Below are 21,345 nucleotides of genomic sequence, written 5' to 3' on the forward strand. Positions count from 1 at the left end.
CCAAAAGCGCATCATAGAAAAATACACTCTACAAACCTAGTAGAGCGTTTCAACAAAGAGATAAAAAGAAGAACCAAAGTCGTAGGTGCTTTTCCAAATCAAGGCTCCGTGCTGCGTCTGTTAGTCCTGCTTGCTGTAGACACAAACGCAAAATGGCTTGATAGAAAATATGTATCTTGGGAAGATTTGGAACAGTTAAATGAAGTTGATGATGAATTTACAGAAAATTTTTGACGCTATCGAGAAAGCTCGTCGTAGTGTTTAAGCATCTGCTTTATTGCATGTCTCTCCTGGTGAATACCCTCCAAAAAGACCTCTGCCTCCTCTTTTGGCATGTATTTAACTCTGTCGGAGACCCACTTGTTAAAGAGGTGCATAATTTCCTCTTTATGTTTTACGCTCTCTAACTGCTCGATAACATAGTCAGGATAAGACTTCATAAACTTGTTTATCTCTGTTCGCTTTGTATGGTAGCTGTTTCCGCGAAGCTCAATAAGGGCATTTGCTTCATAAACATAATCTACAAGTTTTTTCTCCACAAGATAATTCTCAAGCATCTGAAACATGCTCTCAGCCTCATCCGCAGACTGCACAAACTCTTCAATCATAGAGGCCTGAACATAGTCAATACGTGAGTAGTACGGAGAAGAGTTGTTTGTATTCATAACCTCGAAGCATTTTATCATAGCATCCGTGACATTTTTTTTCTTTCCCAAAGGAGGCAGCAGCATGGTTAGCTCCCCGCCCGTCATGATAAAGAGACAGAAGCACTTATTTATAATTGCGTAAAATCCGCTACTGTTTGCAAGCCAGATATAATTTGCGGCAAATGTGTAATCGCTCAAATCCACATCAAGCTTTGAGAGATACTTTTCCATAACAGGTTTTATAGCGATTGAAAAACGTTTTAACTTCTGTTTATTGACTGTGAGGCTGCCCATTTAAATCCTTTTTCATAGCAAATATTAGCGAAATAATACATCTTTTTTTTGCATTTGCAGCAGCGTTTTTTTACTCTTTTTAGAAGTCTATATTATAGTAATTTTTTTGCTATTTGCCTTTAATATTTCAAGCAGATAATTCGCGGCAAAAAGAGATATAATTAAGGGTATTATAAGGCTATAATATTTATAATTCCAGCGGTTTTACAAAAAAAGAGTAAAACAGCCGTCATTTTATTGGGGTGTCGCCAAGCGGTAAGGCACTGGTTTTTGGTACCAGCATTCAGGGGTTCGAATCCCTTCACCCCATCCACACATAATCCATGCAAAAAGATACTTAATGGAAGACTTAGACTCAACTGCTATAATCATTAGAACTCTCATTTTTATCGTAATCGCTGCCGTCTTTTACTTCGTATTAAAATCTAAAAAGTAACTACTTTCATATAAAAACACCGCATTTTGACAACAAAATGACAATTTGTTGACATTCTTAATACAAAATTAACACTCCTTAGCTAAATTTTTAAAAATATATTTAATTTTAAAAATTAAGGAAAGATATGAAAATAAAATATTCACTGGCAACTTTGCTGGCAATCTCATCCATTTATGCACAAGAAGTAACTCTTGATTCAATAAGCATAACAGCAACAAAAATCTCAACTGCCACAAAAGACATCTCCCAGTCAATTGCAGTTATTGACGAAAAAACAATAGAAGACAAAAACATTTTAAACATACAAGAAGCGATAGAAAATATCCCCGGTGTTAATGCCGAGTCCTCTACAAACTCTCCAAGTCCAAGACTTATCATAAGAGGTGCTGGACTAAAGGCAAGATACGGAGTCAGAGAGATAATGGTCATTAAAGACGGCGTTCCTTTGACAGACCCCGACTCTTTTACAAGATTTGATTTTATAGATATGCAGGATGTTCTAAGCGTTGAGGTGCAAAAAGGACCCGGCTCAATAAATGCCGTAAATGCAACAGGCGGCGTTATCCAGCTTGTAACAAAGTCTGTTTTTCAAGAAGATAAAAACAGAATAAAAATCGGCATAGGCGATGACGGGCAAAAAAATATAAACCTTAAAGTAAGAGAAAAGTTAAGCGAAAACGATTTTATCTCAGCGACTATAAGCAGAAGAGAGATTGAAAACAGCTGGAGAGACAACAATGAGTTTGACTCTACTCAAGCAAGCATAAAATATGGTCATATCTTCCAAGACGACTCTATCATGGAGAGTGAATTTTCATATACAAAATCAAATATGAATATTCCAGGGTCTATGGATGCTGCAGAGTTTGAACTCTTTAAGAGCAGCGGAACGCAGCACGACACAAGCTACCAATGGCAGCACAGTGCAAGAGACTCCAAGATATTTTCTATAAACACAAAGTATGAAAAAGAGGTCGGGGATTTAGTATATAAACCAAGAGTCTACTTCAACTCTTGGAAGCATTTCCATCCTGTGAGCGGAATAATAAACGAGAGTGACGACAACAAAGTCTACGGAACCGACTTGGAACTAAACTATAACCATAATCTTTTTGGAGAGAAGGCTGTTTTAGTAGCGGGTGTAACGCTAAAAGCAGATATAACAAAAGATGCTAAAAAATATAAATATGCAGATTATATAACTCTGCCCTCTTTTTCATGGCCTTTTACGCCTTATATAAGTGAGACGCTCTCAAATAATAAAGGCGATTTGGCAGCTACTGAAGATAGTACGACAACGCTTTACGGCGCTTACCTTATGGAGACATTCTCTCCCACAAAAGATATAACGCTAGACGTCAGCTCAAGGGTAGACAAACTCAGTTTTGACATAAGCGGAAACCAGATATCAGACTACAGCTACAGTACAAAAAATTATATTGCAGGAGTAGGTCTATATAATATTGACAAGTCTTACACTCTCTTTTCTGCAAAAGTGGGTGCTATTTATAAAGTAACCAACAGTACAAATGCCTATATATCTGTTGCAACCGCGAATCAGGCTCCGACCACAAGCGAGCTCTCCGAGAACGAATCTCTGAATAAATCAACCAGTATAAACTATGAAGTGGGAGTAAAGACAAGAACAGAGAGTACCTCTTATGATTTAGCGCTTTATGAAAATATTGTTGATGATGAGATTATTCAAATTAGAGATGCAAACGGAAACTCTATCTATGACAATGCAGGAAAAACAAAAAAGAGAGGCTTGGAGTTTAACGCTGTTTATGCCATAAATAAGCAAGTCGGAGCTGGCGGCTCTTACGCATACAGCGATTTTAAATTTGTAACATTCAACGAGTCGGTGGCAGGTTCTCTGGTTTCAAGAGACGGAAACTATCTGCCGTACATACCAAAGAATCAGTACTCTCTGTTTGCGACACTCAACCTATCAAACGGTTTTAAATCGAGAATTACAACAAAAACGTGGGGAAGCTACTACATGGACAATGCAAATACGCAAAAGTATGAGGGGTACAAGTTTGTGACAGACCTGATGCTCGGCTATGAGCATAAAGCGCACAACATCCAGCTCAATATTAGAAACATCACAAACGAATACTATGCGATGGAAGCTCTAAAAGATGTCTACGGCAACGAATCATACAAAGCGGCTGCTCCTGTTAGCGGGATGCTTACATACAGCTACAAGTTTTAGGAGACAGTATGGTTGATTATCAAAAGAGAGATAAAAACGATATTTACAATATTCCGGTATTGAGATTTATATTTAAAAACAAAATCTTCATAAGAGCTCTGCAACTCTCTGTTTTAGCGCTCTTTGTCTACGCAATAGTGTTTGGGATCATATATCCCTCAAAAGAGGAGAATATTTTTACGACTGCTCTTTTTTGGTCGCTCTTTTGGCCGCTCTTTATTGTCATAACACTCTCAACTTTTGGCAGAATTTTTTGCGGTATCTGCCCGCACGGATTTATAGGAAAGTATATAACCAAATTCGGTCTTAAAAAGAAGATGCCAAAAGCTCTCGCAAACCCATTCATAGGCATATTTCTGCTTCTAATAGCTTTTTGGGCGGTTTATTATATATATCCAGCTGCTTATAAAACTCCTTTGGCAACGGCAATCTTTTTTATAGTGCTGACACTTATAGCCATTGTCTTTTTTTATATATATGACGACATGAGCTACTGCAAGTCAATATGCCCGATAGGCACGGTTATGCGCGGATTTTCCAAAATATCATTTACAAAGCTTGGGACTTACAGCGATGCATGCAAAAGCTGCACTACATTTGAGTGTGCGGACGCCTGCTCATACAATCTCAAACCTTTTACTTTTGACAAAAGAGCAAGCATGACAGACTGCACCTTGTGTATGGACTGCAGCGGTGCATGCGAAGCGGTTAGTTTTAAATTTGTAAAACCATCCGAATCGCTCTTTAAAAACTTTCAAATCAAAAAAGCGGAAGTTTGGGCATTTATACTCATAACTGCGGCTATTACGGTTACTATGTCGTTTCATCACGCGCTCGGAAGAGTGGCAATCGCAGATGAGTTTATCTGGTCAAAAATGGGACTCTTTTTAGAAGAAAAAATAGGTTTTGCAGGACTTGACTACGTAGGAATAAGCGCCCTTTTTCTTGCACTCTCAACTACTATCTTTTTGGCTTACTTCGGTATGTTTGTAGCTTCAAAATTTTTAAAAGAGAATTTTAGCAAGGTATTTTACACTCTGGGGTATGCTTTTGCGCCTATATTTATTATAGGCGGTCTCTCTCATACGTATGAATTTTTCTTTCTTCACCACTACGGCGACATAGCAAACGGTTTTATGCAAGGTTTTTTTATCTCAGCAGATGAAGTAAAACCTCTCGCTGCCAGACAAGACTCTTGGCTTAAAATATTCAGCCTTATGAACTATATCGCGATAATATGGGCGTTTATCATAATGGCAAAAAGAGTGAATTTTTTCACCGCTTCTAAAGCGGCTAAAACTTTGGCTTTTGTATTTGCCTCTTTTCTTATCATCTTTTACTTATGGCTTAACGTTTACAAAGTCTACGCTTTTAAAACTTACGGTGCAAAAAAGTATTCTCATACCCACGCAGTTAAAACAGATAAACAGCTTGGTCAGAGATGAAGCGCTAAGGCTCGCAGAGAGTGCAAAGTTACATCGTGTGTTCAAACAGAATTTTAACGCCGATGCCTATAAGAACGGTGCCGCCGAGCATTTCTGCTTTGCTCTGGATGTATCCGCCGCCTCTTGAGCCAACAAATACTCCGATATAGCTAAATATGTAAGCAACAAGCCCTATGATTGCCATAGAGACAAAAGGGTTTAAATCAAGCAGATTTAGCGTAAAGCCTGCCGCCATGGCATCTATGCTTGTGGCAATAGCAAGCAGCAGAAGCACTCTGTTTGTGATGCTTGCTATCTCGTCTTCAGTGTTTTCGCCAAAACTCTCATAAAGCATTTTACCGCCGATTGCACTTAGAAGCAAAAATGCCACCCAGTGGTCTACGGACTCTATAATAGTACCAAGACCGACACTCGCAAGATATCCAAAAAGAGGCATAAGCCCCTGAAAAAGACCAAACAAAAGAGCGACTTTTAAAGCCAGTACTTTGCTAAATTCTCTATTTTTCACGCCAAGCCCGATTGAGACGGCAAAAGCATCCATGCTGAGTGCAAAAGCAAGTAAAAAAACTTCTAACATGTTATTTCCTATTTAGCGCTTTTAGTAGCTCATTGAACCTGCGTTTAGAAGCCCGATGGAGACAGATAAAAATGCCATAAGCAAGCCAACTGGAACAACACCCTCGCTTATCTGCTCTTGAAGAGAAAACTTGTTAGGGATTCTTGTAAATACCAAAGCAAAAGTAAGCTGAATAAACATAGCAACGCTTCCCCAGATTAAAAAATCTCCATAAGAAACTGAACTCACCAACGCACTGTAAAGCGGGATTGAAAAGCCTATAATAGCACCGCCAAACGTTAAAGATGCAGCCATATTGTTCTCATGAAAAATGAGCTTGTAGTCATCATATGGGGTAACTATGGCGTAAAGATACAAAAAAAGACCTACCAATACAACGGCTGTTATAAAAAACAGACCAAAAGCTAAAAACGATTCTACCATGCGAACTCCGGTTCATTAAATTTTAAAAATGAATAATAGCGAAACAAAGCCAATTTAAATAACAATTGAATTTTAAAAAATATTTTCTGCTACGTCACGCTCTGCAAACCAAACTCTACTTTAAAGTAAGTCGCTTTTACCTCGGGAACTATGTTGTTTTTTACTTTGTTTAAATCTACAATCCTATATCTTTGAAGTGTTTTTAGCGTTCTTGATAGATTTGACTTTGCTCTTCCGCTCAACTCTTCAAGTTCTCTAAGTGATTGAGGATTGTTAAGCAAAATGATTCTAAGCAGCTCTTGATTTTCGTTTGAAAGAATTTGAGCCATTGATTTTAAAGATTCAAACCAGATTTTAGGCTCATCTTTTTTTGGGATGTACTCACCTTTTGCGATTGCTATCGTTCTTTTTTTATACTGCTTTAAAGGCATTATGCCTACTCTTAAAGTCTCTAGTTTCATTTTTTTATCCTTTTAATTATTCGCTATATAGTAATCCACACTATTCCAAAAATCTTCTACAAGTTGCGCACAAAACTCAAACTTATAAGGTACGATATCCATTTTCTTATGTACATGGTCTAATGTCTCTTTTCTAGCCGCATACTTCTTAGAAGACTTAAAACTATGTGCATTATCATAAACGACCACTCTATGGTTTCTTTTGTCATGCAAAGTTAAAGAGTACTTAACTCCATGAGCAATAGCTTTGCTATTTTGAACTTTTTTTGCCTCAAACTTTACCCAGTAACCACTATCCAAAGGATAAACTTCGCCATCAAGATTTAGTAAAAACTCTAAATCATTCATAATGCTTCCTATGTTATCATCAAATGATAACTAAATTATTTTTATAACAATGTTAAATATTTTAAATAGTAGCGATTTTAATTTTAGATGTATAAAAATATGACAGATTGAAATGTTTGTATATGGTATTACTCGCTCCCATGCTCCTGCGTAGGAGTGTGTATTTCAGGTTATTGTTAGAGTATGTATTCCCATCGGAGACCATTGGAACGAGAAAAGAAAAGTGGAGATTCATTCACAGGGGTTAAAAACTACCCGATATATTCGGGAATCAAACTCTTAATTTTTTGATATATCTTCATAAAGTCGGTAGAGTAAACCCTGCTCTGCGCAACGGATGTCATAAAGTTTGTATCTCTCTTCCAGCGCGGGACGATATGAAAGTGTACATGCTCCGCAATACCTGCTCCTGCGTCTTTTCCAAGATTCATGCCGATATTTACTCCGTGAGCGCCGAAGCCCTCTTTTAAAAGTCTCACGCTTTTTTGCGCCAAATCGCTCATGTGAAGCCAAGTCTGGCTCGGCAACTCTTCTAGTTTGTCGGTATGAAGATGGGGAATAATCATAAAGTGCCCAGGAGTGTACGGATAGCGGTTCATAACTATAAAACAGTGCTCGTCTCTGTAAAGTACATGCAACTCTTTATCCTCTTTCTCATTAGAGCTTATGTGACAAAAAACACACCCTTCTATCTTCTTGTTTGTCACGTACTTATCACGCCACGGCGCATATAAAATATCATTCATATTTAATCCCTTTTGTTCAAATATCTGCCTCGAATGAGGCTGCTTTAGTGCCTTAGCGGTTTATTTTCTTTGGTTGAGGTCTAGCGTAGCAAAGAGGAATTTACTTCCTCTGCGTTAAAATCAAATAAATGCAAAGACTAGATTTGGAAACATCAGCACTAAAATAAGCGTCGCCAACTGCAGCAGTATAAAAGGAATAATCCCTTTATAAATCTCAATGGTTTTTATCGTATCTCCCGCGGCTCCCTTTAGGAAAAAGAGCGAAAGCCCAAAGGGCGGCGTTAAAAACGAGGCTTGAAGGTTTAGAGCTATCAAAACTCCAAACCAGACAGGGTCTATTCCAAAAGCGTTCATAACAGGCACTAAAATAGGAACGATGATAAAACTTATCTCTATAAAATCTATAAAAAAGCCGAGTATAAATATGCTTATCATCGCAACTGCTATAAAAATCCAAACATCGCCGATATCCTGAGAGAAAAACTCCAGTATCAGGTCTGTTCCGCCAAGTTCGTTGAAGACCAGAGAAAATGCGGTTGCTCCTATGAGAATCATAAAAATCATACCAGTCAGTTTTACGCTCTCAAGCGAGGCGTACTTTAGCATCCCAAAATTGAGCGACCCGTTCATAGCCGCAAGTAAAAGCGCGCCGATAACGCCAAACGCAGCCGACTCGGTCGGAGATGCGATGCCCAAAAAGATACTTCCCAAAACAGACATCATCAGAAGCATTGGAGGAACTATTGAGACTATTATCTCTTTTATACCAACCTCTTTTATATCTTTTGCAACTGGAGCGACTTCAGGGTTAAAGTATGCGCGAATAAGAATATAAGCGACATAAAGAGCGACTAAAACAAGCCCCGGCAAAACTGCGCCCATAAAAAGCTCGCCTACACTTACGCTCATAACATCGCCCAAAATGATAAGAATGATAGAGGGCGGTATAATCTGCCCAAGAGTTCCGCTTGCCGCGACTGTTCCAGAAGCCAGACCTTTGTCATAACCCGCTCTCAACATCAGAGGAAGCGCTATAACGCTCATCATAACAACACTCGCAGAGACTATTCCCGTTGATGCGGCGAGCATTGCACCGACCAGTACGACGCTTACCGCCAAACCGCCACGAACACCGCGAAACATAGAACTCATGGCAACAAGCAACCTCTCCGCCATAAGTGATTTTTCAAGTATCAAACCCATCGCTATAAAAAGAGGAACCGCCATAAGCGTCGTGTTTGACATAATGCCGTAGATACGAAACGGAAGTGTCGAAAAGATATCAGAACCAAGCTCAGGGATAAAAAAGGCAAAAACTATCGATACTGCGCCAAATACAAAAGCAACGGGAATACCGACCATAAGAAGTGCCAAAACCACCACAAACATAAACATAGCAATCATAGAGACTTCCATGTGCTAAAGTTTGTTTTCGCCTCTTTTACGGCTTGCAGAAGCAAGAATGCAAAAGAGAGAGGCATAAGCGCTTTTACAAGATAGCGGTACTCTAAACCGCCCGGATTTGAAGAAGCTTCGTTTTGCACAAAACTCATATATACAAAATCAATACCTATGTATATAATAAGGATTGAAAACGGAAGTATGAAAAAGAGCGAAGATATGATGTTTATAAGAGCTTTTGTTTTTTGGCTAAATGAGGCGTAGAAGATATCCACTCTTACATGTGCATTTTCTCTTAAGGTATATGCGATTGCAAAGAGTATAACTATGTCAAACAGATGCCACTCAAGCTCTTGCAGAGCCACTAAGCCTATTGAGAAAAGATATCTTGCCGTTGCATCGTAAACCACAAGCAAAACCAGTAGCCCAAGTATTACGGCTGTAAAATAACCCAGATATTTTGTGGTTTTATCTATGCAGTTCACTTTTTACACTTATATAAAATTTGGTGCATCGTTAGCAAAAAGAATGATATCCCCTGCTCTTGTCTGACTTGCAAGCAAACTCTCTATCTTTGACTTATCATGCAGAATAATCTTGTTTTTTACATTTAAATTTTTATCAAACAGTTCAGCGTTTAGAGAGCCTGTAACTATTGCGATGTCAAATATCTCATTTATCGCATTGATAAGTTGCAGATTTAGCTCATCTCTGCTCTCTACAAGCCCCGGCGTAATGATAACTTTTCTGCCCTCATGCAGCGAGCAGAGACGAACTGCCTCAAGCATTCCGTCTATATTTCCGTTGTATCCGTCGTCAAGAATGAGCTTTCCGCCAGCTTTTATCATCTGAAGTCTGTGCTCTACAGGAGTCAAGCTCTTTACCGCTTCTATTATCTCCTCGTTGCTCATGTCGAACGTTTTTGCTATATGAACCGCAACTGCAATGTTTATGGTCTGAAAAGAGCCCAGCACGTTAGTATAAAAGTGTAAAATCTCATCGTTGATTTTTAAATCAAAATCCGTTCCGTCAAGCCTTGCATCTACGTTTTGTATCTCATCGCCGAAAAACGTAACCTTGTCATGTGGCTCATCTGTAACCGAAGTGTGGATAAACGCGCACTCAAGTCTTGGAGACTTCATAATCTCCAATTTTGTTGCTATGATATTTTCCAAACTTTTAAAATACTCAACATGCGCAAGCCCTACTTTACCGACAACTACCACCTGAGGTTCTAAAAAAGTGGTTATCTCAAAAATATCTCCGCTCTCTCTTGCCCCTGCTTCGCAGACATATATTTCAGTGTCGCTTGGAAGTGTTTCGTTTATATCTCTGATAATCCCGCCGATTGTGTTTACGCTTCTTGGAGTTGAGTAAACTCTATATTTTTTACCCAAAATCTCTCGCACAAAGTTTTTGATACTTGTTTTCCCGTAACTTCCCGTTATGGCAATTATCTGCAACTTATTCATGCTCTGAAGCTTCTTTTTCGCCTCTTTTTTAAACGACTCAAACAGGAACTTCTCTATTGCAAAACTTCCAGCATAAGCAAGCAGAAGCGGGAAAAATACGCCGTATGTCTCACATGCCGACTTTAGAGTACAAAGCGTGTTTTGGAAAAGAACCAAAAAAACAAGAAGAATAAGAAATCTCTTTACTCTCCATGTCAAAATTAACTTTTTGTCCAGATTTTTATGCCAGATAAAGATAGAAGGCAGCACGGCAAAATAGAAAAATATCAGAAAAAACTGCCCTGTCGTGTAGTAGGCGATAAATGGAATAAAAAAGTAGATAATATGCCACTGCGGCTTGTGATGTTTTAAAACGACACGCGATATTTTGTAGTCATACCATTGAAGGTTTGTGATAAGGTACCAGCCTAAAACAGTTACAAAAAGTACGTTAGTAATAAATGCCATAAATATTTCGTAATCCTGCATTATTTATGCTCCAGTATCTTTAAAAATGTATTTTCTATGTTTTGCGCTATATCTTTTGCGTGATTCATAAAAAAGTAGTGATCGCCATCGTATGTTATAAGCGTTGAGTCTTTTATAAGGCTTTTTATCTTTTTGGCACTTTCAAGAGGAGTTGCCGTGTCACTCTCTCCCCAGCAAAGAAGCGCTTTTCCGCCGTAGCGTGCAAACTCGTGTGAAAAATCCTCGTTTACGACATTTTTAAAAGTCTGATACATCGGCTCACTTAGCTTTTTTGCATCTTTTGCAATGAAAAACTCTCTAAATTTAGCCAATCCAAAGAGTTTTAAAAATTTAAAAATCGCTATTTTTGTTCTTACTTTTAGCGATTTTTGAACGTAAATACCGGCACTTGAGACAAGAACAAGCACTTGAGGCTCAAGCAGAAGAGCCACTTTTCCGCCAAAAGAGTGTCCCAAGATTATATTTTTTGAAGCGTTTAGATGAATCATAAGAAGCTCGACTACTCTTGCATAATCTTTAGTCTCTAAGGCCAAATTGCATGTAGAATTTCCAAACCCTGGCAAATCTATATAAATATGGCGAAAAGCGTCCATATATGGCGAAAATGACTGCTTCATAAGGTTTTTATTGCTGCCCCAGCCGTGCAGAATTATCAAATCAACAGGAGCGTCGGGGTTTAATATCTCATAGCTTATATCTAAAGTGTGTTGATTGAACTGAATCGACTTTATAGCCATTATTTTCCTTTAGCTTTGGAAATAGAGTGGATATATTCATAATTTACTTTTGGTCTTTTTGCATGAGGAAGCGAGTTTATAAGCATCTCCAAAGAGCCTTGAAAATCTTCAAAAAGATAGTTTGCCATTGAGCCTGGAATCGGGTTTATTTCATTGAGATAGACATCGTTGTTTACTACGAAAAAGTCACATCTAATCAATGAACCCTCAAAAAGGTCTTTGTAAACTTTTTCAAAATTTGCTCTTAGTTTTAATTCAAGCTCTTTAGTCACGTCAGCATTTAGCACCTGCTCACTTCTTGAAAAATCCATATATTTTTTCTCAAAGTCCAAAAACTCCTCTTTATGCGGCTCTTCTACAATAGAGAAATGAAACTTTCCATTTGCTCTAAAACCTGCAAGGTTATACTCTTTAACGCCATCAATAAACGGCTCCACTAAAACGTTGTTATCAAACTCAAACGCACTCTCAAGTGCATAATCAAGCTTGTTCTCCTCTCTTACGATACTAACACCGATAGAGCTTCCAAGACGGGCAGGCTTTACTATTATAGGATATGGGATTTTGATATTTGAGTGCTCTTTTGTACTCAGACTCTCTGATTCTAAAGACTTTATACCCCTTGCTTTACAGAGCCACTTTGTATATCTCTTGTCGTATGAAAATACGCTTGCATCGACTCTAGGACCTATGTATTTGATAGAGAAGAAGTCAAGAAGAGCTGCAATAGAGCCGTCTTCACCGTCTGCACCGTGGATAAGGTTTAAGACAGTACCGCTGTGCTCGGTAGAACCAAGCAATCCCTTTTGAACAAAAGCTCCGTTTGTAATGGAGAGTTTAGGCATCTTTTTATGCAGACCTTTTGAGAAAGTCACCGCTTTCATCTTTGATGGTTCAATAATATAAAACGTATGGTCCTGATCGCAAAATACAAAGCTCAAGTCAAACTTTGAGAGTTTTTGCTTTAGAGTGATTGCACTCACTATGCTAATTTCATGTTCAAAACTAGCGCCGCCGAATAAAATAGTTAATTTCAATATATATTTCCTTGATTAAAGTGTTTGCAGAAGCTTTAAGGCCTCTTTTACGAGTGTTGCAGTATCGTTGCTGCTACTGCATGAGCTTAGAGCTTTGGATATCTTATCTTTTTTAAATCCAAGAGATTCCAGAGCTTCGCTTGCCTGAGCTACCGATAGATTTTTAGGTGTGTCCGATGATGAGAGAAGTTCAACGTCAAACCCGCTAAGCTCAACCAAAATCCGCCCTGCACTCTTAGGTCCAATTCCAGGGACTCTCTGAACACCGTTTATATCTTTGTTGTTTATAACCGCGCCAAACTGCGATGGAGTGTATGTCGAGCAGATTGCCATTGCAACCTTTGGACCCACGCCGTTGATTTTAATAAGCCTCTCAAAAAGCTTTTTTTCGCTCATTTCCAAAAATCCATAAAGAAGCTGTGCGTCTTCACGGATAATATGCGACGTAAAAAGTTTTACCTCATCACCGCCTAGAGCAGAAAAGCTCTGAAGGGAGATAAACACCTCATAAACTACGCCGTTCACATCTACATGTACAAACGAGGGCTCTTTATAAGAAACCCTCCCTTTTAAGCCTACTATCACTGATGCACCGCCTGTATCTCAAATACTCCCTCGTCCGTCTCAACAACTGCAAATATCTTGTCAGGCGAGCCTTCAGGCGGTTTAAAACTGAGCTCTATCGGCGGTTCTATAAGCTTGAAAATAAGCTCGTTGTGTCCTATCCATCTGTCTCTGTTTATAATCCTTGCATCGACGATATTATCTTGAAAAGATGCTGTTTTTGTGGTTAGAAGATGAAGTTTGTCGTTTTTTACTCTATACTCGTTTGTTATTCCCTCAAGATGCTCTTGAGCCTTTGTAAACTGCTTATATTTTGTCACAAACGCTTCTGGCATTTTTATACCGTTTTGCTTAAAATGCATCAATCTTTTTTTTATTTCATTAAAAGAGTCTGTGTTATCTTTAATCATCTTTTTATATTTATCTACCTCTTTTTTTATCTCTTCTACGCTTACTCTAAGTTCATCAATCTCATGCTTGTTTTCACCTAACCCTTCTTGTTTGTCTTTTTGCATTAGAGGGTCTATTGTGAAGACATTCTCACTTCCCTGAAGCTTTTGAATCTCGATAAGTCTAGAAGCCGTTGCTTTGACGTAAGAGGCGCAGATGCCTATCTCTATATCTTTTGCTCTTATGTTTCCGCCTACGGCTTCGACGATTTCTACTTTTTTGCCCTCAACTATTCCGTGTTCAAGTCTGGTTATTTTTATATTGTCGCCTATTGCCGTGCCTTTATGCACGTTAATTGTCAAATCATTGGCTTTTATCTCTGAGGTTTTGTGAGTTTGACCCTCTATAGTAGCTCTTTTAGCATGTACTTTTGCGTTTGGTCCGACATTGCCTTTTATGTCTATCTCGCTTACCTCAACCTCCATGCCACTGCCTATGGCATCTTTTTGGGAGTCATTCTCTTTTACGCTTAGAGACACATCCGAATCAAGACCCGTAGAGATAGAGCCTGTAGTTTTAAAGCTGATTTCTCCTACATCCATATCCGACTTTATCTGGTAAACTTTTCCGTCAAGGCTTATATATCCGCTTGTCTTTGCACGGTAGAGCACATTATCTTTATTATCTACAATCTCGATGGTTTCGTTAACCGTAAAATCAGGTGCATGTTTTACTTCAGGCTCGGGAGGCTCCATATATTCGCCACGGCAATTTCTTCCCGGCTTTCCTTTTTTTGGCTTTATATATTCCATCAAAAGGTCGCCCTCTACAACACTGTGGATAAATCCCCTATTGGAGTAGTCAACACGCTCGTTTTCGTTCTTTTGTCCTAATGTGTTCTCTTTGTCATAATGCAAAATAAGCTCGTCGTTTATTGTCGGTGTTGGTTCATACGCATCTGAGATAAGGATTGTCTGGTTTTTATCGTAGCCAATTTTTCCATCAACCTTTGCAAGAGCGGAAACTCTTGAAACAACCTCTGGAACCATCTCCTCAAATATATCCACAAGTATTCCGGCGCGTATTTTGCTCTTCTTTATATAATTTAAAAAATCCTCTTCAAATTTTGGACTTGAAATAGCTTCGGAACCTGCTTTTATGCTTAGATAGACCTTGCACTTTGTGGCATTTGCCCCGACAGCGGCATGAAAGTTTTTAAATACGTCGTTATCCTCTTTGGAGTAAATCTCAATCTCGTATATCTGTTTTATCTCAAAATTTTGATTTAGTATTTCTGTAGCATCGTCAAGCTCTCGAAGTTCGTTTTTGCTTCTCTCTTCCCAGTCGGATTCAATTTTATCTTTATTTGTTCTTGTATATGTCTGCACTTCAAGGATGTCAAAATCTAAACTGCCTGTACTTACGCCGTTTCTTTTTGCTATCTCGATTATCTCTTTTGCAACATTTTGGGTTTTTACAACGGTAGGACGAATTTTTTTTACTACTTGTTCTGTTTTATTGTTTGAACCAAATAATCCCATATATTCTCTATCCATAGCTAAATTTTTAAAAATTAAACTCTCCATTTTAATCAAATATTTGTTAAACTTTCGTAAAAGTTATACTATTTCTCCAAAAGAAGCCCATGTTTAAAGCAATTTTCACCAATAGTTTTGGAATTTTATTCTCAAGAATTTTAGGATTTTTACGAGATATGATGACTGCTTCGGCTCTTGGAGCAAACATATACAGTGACATATTTTTCGTCGCTTTCAAACTCCCAAATCTTTTTCGCCGTATCTTCGCAGAGGGCGCTTTTACGCAGGTTTTTATCCCCGCTTATGCACGCTCACGGCACAAGTCGGTCTTCTCGGCAAAAATATTTACTATTTTTCTCTCAATCATACTTATCATCACACTGCTTGTAAACATTTTACCCTCACTTGCAACTCAGGCAATCGCGGTTGGTTTTGATGAAGAGACAGTTAAACTTGCCTCTCCTTTTGTTGCTATAAACTTCTGGTATCTTCCGCTTATATTTACAGTAACGTTTCTAAGTGCCATGCTTCAGTACAAACGCCACTTTGCAACCACAGCATTTTCTACTGCGCTTCTAAATATATCGCTTATCGCGGCTCTGTATCTATCCTCCGACAAAAGCCACGGCGAGATAGTCTACTACCTTAGTTTTGGAGTTGTTGCAGGCGGTATCTTGCAGCTTATATCGCATCTTATTGCCATACATCAGCTTGGTCTTTTAAAACCTTTTTGCGGCGGGTTTAAATATCTCAAACTAAAGTCATATAAAATCAAAAGCGAAACAAAAAAGTTTCAAAAGCAGTTTTTTCCTGCAATGTGGGGAAATTCAACGCCACAGGTTAGTGCATTTTTGGACACTTTTTTGGCATCCTTTTTGGTCTCTGGCTCTATCAGCTATCTCTACTATGCAAACCGCATATTTCAACTCCCTCTTGCTCTTTTTGCTATTGCAACCTCAATCGCGCTTTTTCCAACCATTGCCAGATATATAAAAAATAACGACGAGACAAAAGCCAGACTCTTTATGGAGAAGGCTTTTTGGTTTTTGGCGTTTTTACTTACAGCCAGCACAATCGGCGGCTATATACTCTCACATGAAATCATCTGGCTTCTTTTTGAGAGAGGCTCTTTTACTGCACAAGATACACTCCAAAGCGCGGCGGTTTTACAGATGTACATGATAGGACTTCTTCCGCTTGGACTTCAAAAACTCTTTTTGCTCTGGCTCTATGCGAACGAACAGCAGATGAGAGCCGCAAAAATCGCCACTTTTTCTCTGCTGTTTTATGTTGTATCCGCACTCACATTTATCGGCCCGATGGGAGCAAGCGGTTTGGCTCTTGCAGGTACAATCGGCGGATTTTTAGGATTTGCTATGACCGTTAAAGCTTTTGGAGTAAAAAACTTTTTTGATATAGTTGCATCAAAAAAAGCGCTATATCTTGCAGCAGGCTCTGTTTTGCTCACTATACTCCTTCTGCTTTTTAAAGATTTTATAGCTGTTTATATTTAAAAACGGTTTGCTCTCAAAAGTCTAAAGGGCTGATAACTTTAGCTTTGTTCATCTCTGAAACAACATGCATGTATATCATTATAGTTTCAACACTTTTGTGTCCTAAGAGTTCTTGAATTGAACGCAAATCTATCCCAGTTTGTAGTAGATGTGTAGCATACGAATATCTAAAAATATGGGAAGTAACGCGCTTATTTAAATTTGCTTTTTTGGGATGCTACTTTGATATTTCTACCAAGTGTTTGTGGGTGAACATGATGTCGCCTCTTTTCTTTACTTCAAGGTTTGTAACCAACTCAACTTAACTAATCAATTGCTGCTTTAGCTTCAAGGGCAATGGAACAGTTCTATCTTTTAATGACTTAGAATCCCAAATATATACCTTATCAAAACCAAAGTCTATATCCTTGATTCTCAAGCTTAAAGCCTCGTTCATTCTTAGTCCACAGCCGTACATCTACAAATTACACCTCAGTGAATGAATCTCCACTTTTTGCATACAAATTATAAGCCAAACGAAAATATTTCACAAATTACACCCCAGTGAATGAATTACACCCCAATTACACCCCAGTGAATGAATCTCCACTTTTTGAAAATTACACCCCAGTGAATGAATCTCCACTTTTTGTAAATTACACCCCAATTACACCCCAATTACACCCCAAATTACACCCCAGTGAATGAATCTCCACTTTTTGTAAATTACACCCCAATTACACCCCAGGGGAAAATTACACCAAAATTACACCCCAGAGGTAGCATCTCCACTTTCTATAAAATCACATATACAGATTTAAACTAAAATCTTTCAATTTGCAATATGTTTAATTGTAATGAATATAAATAGTTAAGATACATGATTAAAAGATAGGATTGACAAATGCCGACAAGAATGAGAGTTGATTTAGGAGATTCACTCACATGATGGATACAATTATGTATATATCATTTAATGATAAAATATACATCATTTTGCTAAAATGGTGTATATTAAAATATTGGAGTTCATGATGTTAGCTTTAAAACAAGAACAACTTTTTGAAGAAATAGATATTTTACCAATAGATTTAAAGACTGAAATTGTGGATAAGATATTGGCTAGTATTACACCGCTAAGCAGTGAAATATACAAATTATGGATAAAAGAAGCTAACAAAAGAAAACAAGAAATCGAGTCAAATTCCGTTAAGTTAGTTGATGGAGATGAAGTTTTTAAAAAAATATCTCAAAGACTCCACTCATAAATGACCTACTCTTTCCACCCAGATGCTGAACTTGAATTAAATGCTTCGGTTGATTATTATCAAGAGTGCAAAGATGGACTTGGAGGAGAATTTGCATATGAAGTTCAAAAAAACAATCCAAAGAATTTTAGAATATCCAACTGCTTGGCAAAAACTGAATATGGATATAAGAAGATGTTTAACAAATAGATTTCCATTTGGAATAATTTATTTTCAAAGAGATAATAAAATTATTATTTTAGCTGTTATGCAACTAAACAGAAAAGCAAACTATTGGAAAAGTAGAAAATAACGATAGGTGTAACAAATCATAGGAAATACAAATGACAGCACTTTGCAATTTACATGTAAAGAAAAATGTAACCAACCTCAGTATAAATTCTGATTTACTTAAAAAAGCAAAAGAAATGAAAAACTGGGAGTCTAAAAACAAAACTTCTATCAGCATCTACAATGAGAAAATTGCAAAAAACGGTACTTTCAGCGATGAAATAAGAAGTTTTTAAAAGGAAATAATTTAATGACAATTTACGATTCAGTACAAAAAACAAAAAGGGAGTTTATCCCTCAAGAGAGCGGCAAAGCAAGCCTATATGTGTGCGGTCCTACCGTTTATGATGATGCCCACTTGGGACATGCAAAAAGCGCTCTTGTTTTTGACCTTTTAACTAGAGTTTTAAAGGCTGAGGGCTACGATGTTACCTATGCCAGAAACATAACGGATATCGACGATAAAATCATAAACAAAGCAAGCCAGAGCGGCAAGAAGATAAAAGAGATAACAGATTTTTATACCGATGCTTACCATGAAGAGATGGGCAAACTCGGTGTTACAAAACCAAATATCGAGCCAAAAGCGACCGAATCGCTTGAAGCGATGTTTGAGCTAATTCAGAGGTTACTTGATAACAAACACGCATATAAAACTGCCGATGGAGATGTCTACTTTGACACCTTAAGCGACAGTGAGTACCTGAAACTCTCCCACAGAGTTCAAAACGAAGATGAGAAGCTTCAAAGAGTAGAGAGCTCTGCGCAGAAGAAAAACAGTGCGGATTTTGCTCTATGGAAGAGTGTAAAAGACGGCAGCGTTACGTTTGACTCCCCTTTTGGAGCTGGTCGTCCCGGATGGCACCTAGAGTGTTCTGCGATGATTGAAAAACATCTGGCACAACCAAATAAAAAATTTGCGGTAGATATTCACGGCGGGGGAGCAGACCTGCTCTTTCCACACCACGAAAACGAAGCCGCGCAGACAAGATGCGCAACTTCACATTCACTCGCCAACTACTGGATGCACAACGGTTTTGTAAACATAGACGGCGAAAAGATGTCAAAGAGCCTCGGAAACAGCTTCTTTTTAAAAGACGCACTTAAAATTTACGACGGCGAGGTTTTACGCTTCTACCTTTTAAGCACTCACTACAGAAGCAACTTCAACTTTAATGAAGATGATTTGCTCTCATCTAAAAAGCGTCTGGACAAGATTTACAGAGTGAAAAAACGCCTTTTTGGTTTGAGTAGTGAAAATGTCAAAACTCCATTTAAAGATGAGCTGCTGAAAGTTTTGGGAGATGATTTGAACGTATCTGCTTCGCTCGCACTCATTGATGAGATGATTACATCTGCGAACGAGACTCTCGACACTTCAGGAAAGCACAAAGAGCTCAAGCGCGACACGCTCTCAAACCTTGCGTTCACAGAAGATGTTTTGGGTTTTGGTGTAAAAAACCCTTACGAGTATTTTCAGTTCGGCGTCAATGAAGAGACAAAAGCAAAAATCAATACGCTAATAATGCAGAGAGATGAAGCAAAGAAAGCAAAAGATTTTGCAACTTCAGACAAACTTCGCGATGAGATTTTGGCGTTTGGCGTTAGTTTGATGGACACGGCTGCGGGAACGTTTTGGGAGAGAGTTTAATGAGCATATCTGAGATTGAGGCGCATTTAAGAGAAAACTCAGCAAATTTAATAAATGAATTTAAGAGACTTTTTCACGGTCGCGGCGGACTTTATGAGGGGTGGAGACACTTAACCATTGATTCTATTGACGATATTTTAAGCGTAGCTCTCTACTTTGAATCTGAGGGCACTCTGGAAGCCGAGCTGATAGAGATGTTAAAAAACTTCATCACTGCAAGCGGGCATAAAACTATAGTGGTGCAAAGAAGATACATAAAAGGAAGTCCGAGCGAGGTTGTAGAGGGCGAACTTAAAGAGAATCTTTTTGCGGTTGAGAATGGAATGAAGTTTAAACTAAACCTTCTCTTAAATCAAAACAGCCTCTACTTCCCCGATATGAAAAACGCCAGAGCATATGTGAGAGAAAACGCAAAGGACAAAAGAGTGCTCAACCTCTTTAGTTATACCTGTGCATTTAGCGTTGCGGCAAAACTTGGAGGCGCCATAAGCGTCTCAAACATAGATATGAGCAAAAGCGCGCTCTCTGTGGGAAAAGCAAATCATCATCTAAACAACATTGATGCAAGAGGGGTGAGTTTTTTGCCATACAACATACTAAAATCCTTCTCACGCATCAAACAAAACGGTCCATATGATTTGGTTATTATCGACCCGCCGACACTTCAAAAAGGAAGTTTTTCAGCTATTAAAGATTATGGGAAGATTGTAAAAAAACTGCCGGAAATAGCCTCAAACGACTGCACAGTTTTGGCATCCCTAAACTCTCCTGACTTGGATTCGAGTTTTATAACAGATATGATGAGCGAATATGCGCCAGAGTTTAAATATGTAAAACGGCTTGAAAACTTAAAAGAGTTTGCAAGCCAAGATGAAGAGAGAAGCGTTAAAAATCTGGTTTTTAGTCGCAGTTAGTGGCCAAAAGAGCAGATTTAACCTCGCTGTATTTCTGTTCGCCTTGAAGCTTTTTAATGATTTGAAGAGCAAAGCAGATAGCAGTTGCAGGACCTCTGGAAGTCATAACATTTCCGTCTTCTACAACCATCTTTGTCTCATCAAACCCATCAAGACGTATCTGCTCCTCGGTATTAGGATAACAAGTGTAGTTGTGTTTTAAAACTCCGGCTTTGTGTAGAGCAAGGGGTGCCGCGCAGATAGCTCCAATTTTTTTGCCCTTTTTATCCATCTCTTGAAGAATTCTCTGCACATTTGCGTCATCACAAAGCGCTAAAGTTCCGTCCCAGCCTCCTGGAAGCACTATCATATCAATAGCTTCAACCGCAACGTTCGTAATCTGTATGTCTGTTAAAACAGTTACATTATGGGCACCTTTTACAGCCACTTTTTCATCAAGAGAGGCAATCAAGACCTCAATACCGCCTCTTCTTAAAACATCTATAATATTAATAGCTTCTATCTCTTCAAATCCGTTTGCTAGCGGTACTAAAACTCTGACCAT

23 protein-coding genes, 1 tRNA gene and 1 pseudogene are annotated in these 21,345 nt (G+C 38.4%); 10 read left to right on the forward strand and 15 right to left on the reverse strand.

Annotated elements, in window-relative coordinates; translation table 11 throughout:
• The coding region (locus K0A91_RS02550; RefSeq protein ID WP_295007848.1) for a transposase at positions 1-234 on the forward strand (234 nt) is incomplete at its 5' end.
• 2 nt (positions 235-236) lie between these two features.
• On the opposite strand, the gene K0A91_RS02555 is transcribed toward K0A91_RS02550, so the two are convergent.
• Positions 237-941 carry a phosphatidylglycerol lysyltransferase domain-containing protein gene (locus K0A91_RS02555; RefSeq protein ID WP_295007850.1) on the reverse strand — a complete coding sequence of 235 codons (705 nt, stop codon included), beginning with the start codon at positions 939-941 and terminating at the stop codon, positions 237-239.
• A 238-nt stretch (positions 942-1,179) separates the two neighbouring features.
• Between K0A91_RS02555 and K0A91_RS02560 the strand changes: the two genes are divergently transcribed.
• The 3 genes from K0A91_RS02560 (at position 1,180) to K0A91_RS02570 (ending at position 5,043) form a co-directional block, all read left to right on the forward strand.
• Positions 1,180-1,254 (forward strand) — tRNA-Gln (locus tag K0A91_RS02560).
• Positions 1,255-1,504: 250 nt separating this feature from the next.
• Entirely contained in the window at positions 1,505-3,598 is a 2,094-nt protein-coding gene (locus K0A91_RS02565) for a TonB-dependent receptor (RefSeq protein WP_295007852.1), read from the forward strand.
• A gap of 8 nt (positions 3,599-3,606) precedes the next feature.
• Positions 3,607-5,043 (forward strand): 4Fe-4S binding protein, encoded by a 1,437-nt coding sequence (locus K0A91_RS02570; protein ID WP_295007854.1) that lies wholly within the window; start codon positions 3,607-3,609, stop codon positions 5,041-5,043.
• Positions 5,044-5,071: 28 nt separating this feature from the next.
• On the opposite strand, the gene K0A91_RS02575 is transcribed toward K0A91_RS02570, so the two are convergent.
• The 12 genes from K0A91_RS02575 to K0A91_RS02630 form a co-directional block, all read right to left on the reverse strand.
• Positions 5,072-5,620, reverse strand: coding sequence for a manganese efflux pump MntP family protein (locus tag K0A91_RS02575; RefSeq protein ID WP_295007856.1), 549 nt, complete (start codon positions 5,618-5,620; stop codon positions 5,072-5,074).
• Between the two features lie 21 nt (positions 5,621-5,641).
• Positions 5,642-6,043, reverse strand: coding sequence for a DUF350 domain-containing protein (locus K0A91_RS02580; RefSeq protein WP_295007858.1), 402 nt, complete (start codon positions 6,041-6,043; stop codon positions 5,642-5,644).
• Positions 6,044-6,132: 89 nt separating this feature from the next.
• On the reverse strand, positions 6,133-6,504 hold the full coding sequence (locus K0A91_RS02585) for a transcriptional regulator (RefSeq protein WP_295007860.1): 372 nt from the start codon (positions 6,502-6,504) through the stop codon (positions 6,133-6,135).
• Positions 6,505-6,516: 12 nt separating this feature from the next.
• Positions 6,517-6,852, reverse strand: coding sequence for a DUF6516 family protein (locus K0A91_RS02590; protein WP_295007862.1), 336 nt, complete (start codon positions 6,850-6,852; stop codon positions 6,517-6,519).
• 251 nt (positions 6,853-7,103) lie between these two features.
• Complete coding sequence (locus tag K0A91_RS02595) at positions 7,104-7,598, reverse strand: HIT domain-containing protein (protein ID WP_295007863.1); 495 nt, start codon at positions 7,596-7,598, stop codon at positions 7,104-7,106.
• Between the two features lie 120 nt (positions 7,599-7,718).
• Entirely contained in the window at positions 7,719-9,002 is a 1,284-nt protein-coding gene (locus K0A91_RS02600; protein WP_295007865.1) for a TRAP transporter large permease subunit, read from the reverse strand.
• Positions 8,999-9,484: a TRAP transporter small permease subunit gene (locus K0A91_RS02605; RefSeq protein WP_295007867.1), complete on the reverse strand. Its 486-nt coding sequence runs from the start codon at positions 9,482-9,484 to the stop codon at positions 8,999-9,001. Before K0A91_RS02605 ends, K0A91_RS02600 begins: the two co-directional genes overlap by 4 nt.
• Before the next feature lie 9 nt (positions 9,485-9,493).
• Complete coding sequence (gene murF, locus K0A91_RS02610) at positions 9,494-10,939, reverse strand: UDP-N-acetylmuramoyl-tripeptide--D-alanyl-D-alanine ligase (RefSeq protein ID WP_295007869.1); 1,446 nt, start codon at positions 10,937-10,939, stop codon at positions 9,494-9,496.
• Positions 10,939-11,676 (reverse strand): alpha/beta hydrolase, encoded by a 738-nt coding sequence (locus K0A91_RS02615; RefSeq protein WP_295007870.1) that lies wholly within the window; start codon positions 11,674-11,676, stop codon positions 10,939-10,941. Before K0A91_RS02615 ends, murF begins: the two co-directional genes overlap by 1 nt.
• Positions 11,676-12,713 carry a D-alanine--D-alanine ligase gene (locus K0A91_RS02620; RefSeq protein ID WP_295007872.1) on the reverse strand — a complete coding sequence of 346 codons (1,038 nt, stop codon included), beginning with the start codon at positions 12,711-12,713 and terminating at the stop codon, positions 11,676-11,678. Before K0A91_RS02620 ends, K0A91_RS02615 begins: the two co-directional genes overlap by 1 nt.
• A 15-nt stretch (positions 12,714-12,728) precedes the next feature.
• Positions 12,729-13,298 (reverse strand): Holliday junction branch migration protein RuvA, encoded by a 570-nt coding sequence (gene ruvA, locus K0A91_RS02625; RefSeq protein ID WP_295007874.1) that lies wholly within the window; start codon positions 13,296-13,298, stop codon positions 12,729-12,731.
• Entirely contained in the window at positions 13,295-15,223 is a 1,929-nt protein-coding gene (locus K0A91_RS02630; protein ID WP_295007876.1) for a flagellar assembly protein A, read from the reverse strand. The genes ruvA and K0A91_RS02630 overlap by 4 nt, the downstream gene beginning before the upstream one ends.
• Positions 15,224-15,312: 89 nt before the next feature.
• On the opposite strand from K0A91_RS02630, the gene murJ reads away from it, so the two are divergent.
• Positions 15,313-16,719, forward strand: coding sequence for a murein biosynthesis integral membrane protein MurJ (murJ, locus tag K0A91_RS02635; protein ID WP_295007878.1), 1,407 nt, complete (start codon positions 15,313-15,315; stop codon positions 16,717-16,719).
• 13 nt (positions 16,720-16,732) lie between these two features.
• Here murJ and K0A91_RS10995 read toward each other — a convergent pair.
• Positions 16,733-17,176, reverse strand: a pseudogene (locus tag K0A91_RS10995) (tyrosine-type recombinase/integrase).
• 556 nt (positions 17,177-17,732) lie between these two features.
• On the opposite strand from K0A91_RS10995, the gene K0A91_RS02640 reads away from it, so the two are divergent.
• From K0A91_RS02640 to K0A91_RS02660, 5 genes are all read left to right on the forward strand, one after another.
• Complete coding sequence (locus K0A91_RS02640) at positions 17,733-17,966, forward strand: addiction module protein (RefSeq protein ID WP_295007880.1); 234 nt, start codon at positions 17,733-17,735, stop codon at positions 17,964-17,966.
• Positions 17,967-18,155 (forward strand): hypothetical protein, encoded by a 189-nt coding sequence (locus tag K0A91_RS02645; RefSeq protein ID WP_295007882.1) that lies wholly within the window; start codon positions 17,967-17,969, stop codon positions 18,153-18,155. It abuts the gene before it with no gap.
• A 134-nt stretch (positions 18,156-18,289) separates the two neighbouring features.
• Positions 18,290-18,472, forward strand: coding sequence for a type II toxin-antitoxin system CcdA family antitoxin (locus tag K0A91_RS02650; RefSeq protein WP_295007884.1), 183 nt, complete (start codon positions 18,290-18,292; stop codon positions 18,470-18,472).
• A gap of 14 nt (positions 18,473-18,486) precedes the next feature.
• Complete coding sequence (gene cysS / locus K0A91_RS02655) at positions 18,487-19,887, forward strand: cysteine--tRNA ligase (protein WP_295007886.1); 1,401 nt, start codon at positions 18,487-18,489, stop codon at positions 19,885-19,887.
• Positions 19,887-20,801, forward strand: coding sequence for a class I SAM-dependent methyltransferase (locus K0A91_RS02660; RefSeq protein ID WP_295007887.1), 915 nt, complete (start codon positions 19,887-19,889; stop codon positions 20,799-20,801). Before cysS ends, K0A91_RS02660 begins: the two co-directional genes overlap by 1 nt.
• Here K0A91_RS02660 and K0A91_RS02665 read toward each other — a convergent pair.
• Entirely contained in the window at positions 20,788-21,345 is a 558-nt protein-coding gene (locus K0A91_RS02665) for a DJ-1 family glyoxalase III (RefSeq protein ID WP_295007889.1), read from the reverse strand. The two genes, K0A91_RS02660 and K0A91_RS02665, sit on opposite strands and share 14 nt — an antisense overlap.

The sequence above is a fragment of the Sulfurimonas sp. genome (assembly GCF_019429335.1).
Lineage (GTDB): Bacteria > Campylobacterota > Campylobacteria > Campylobacterales > Sulfurimonadaceae > Sulfurimonas.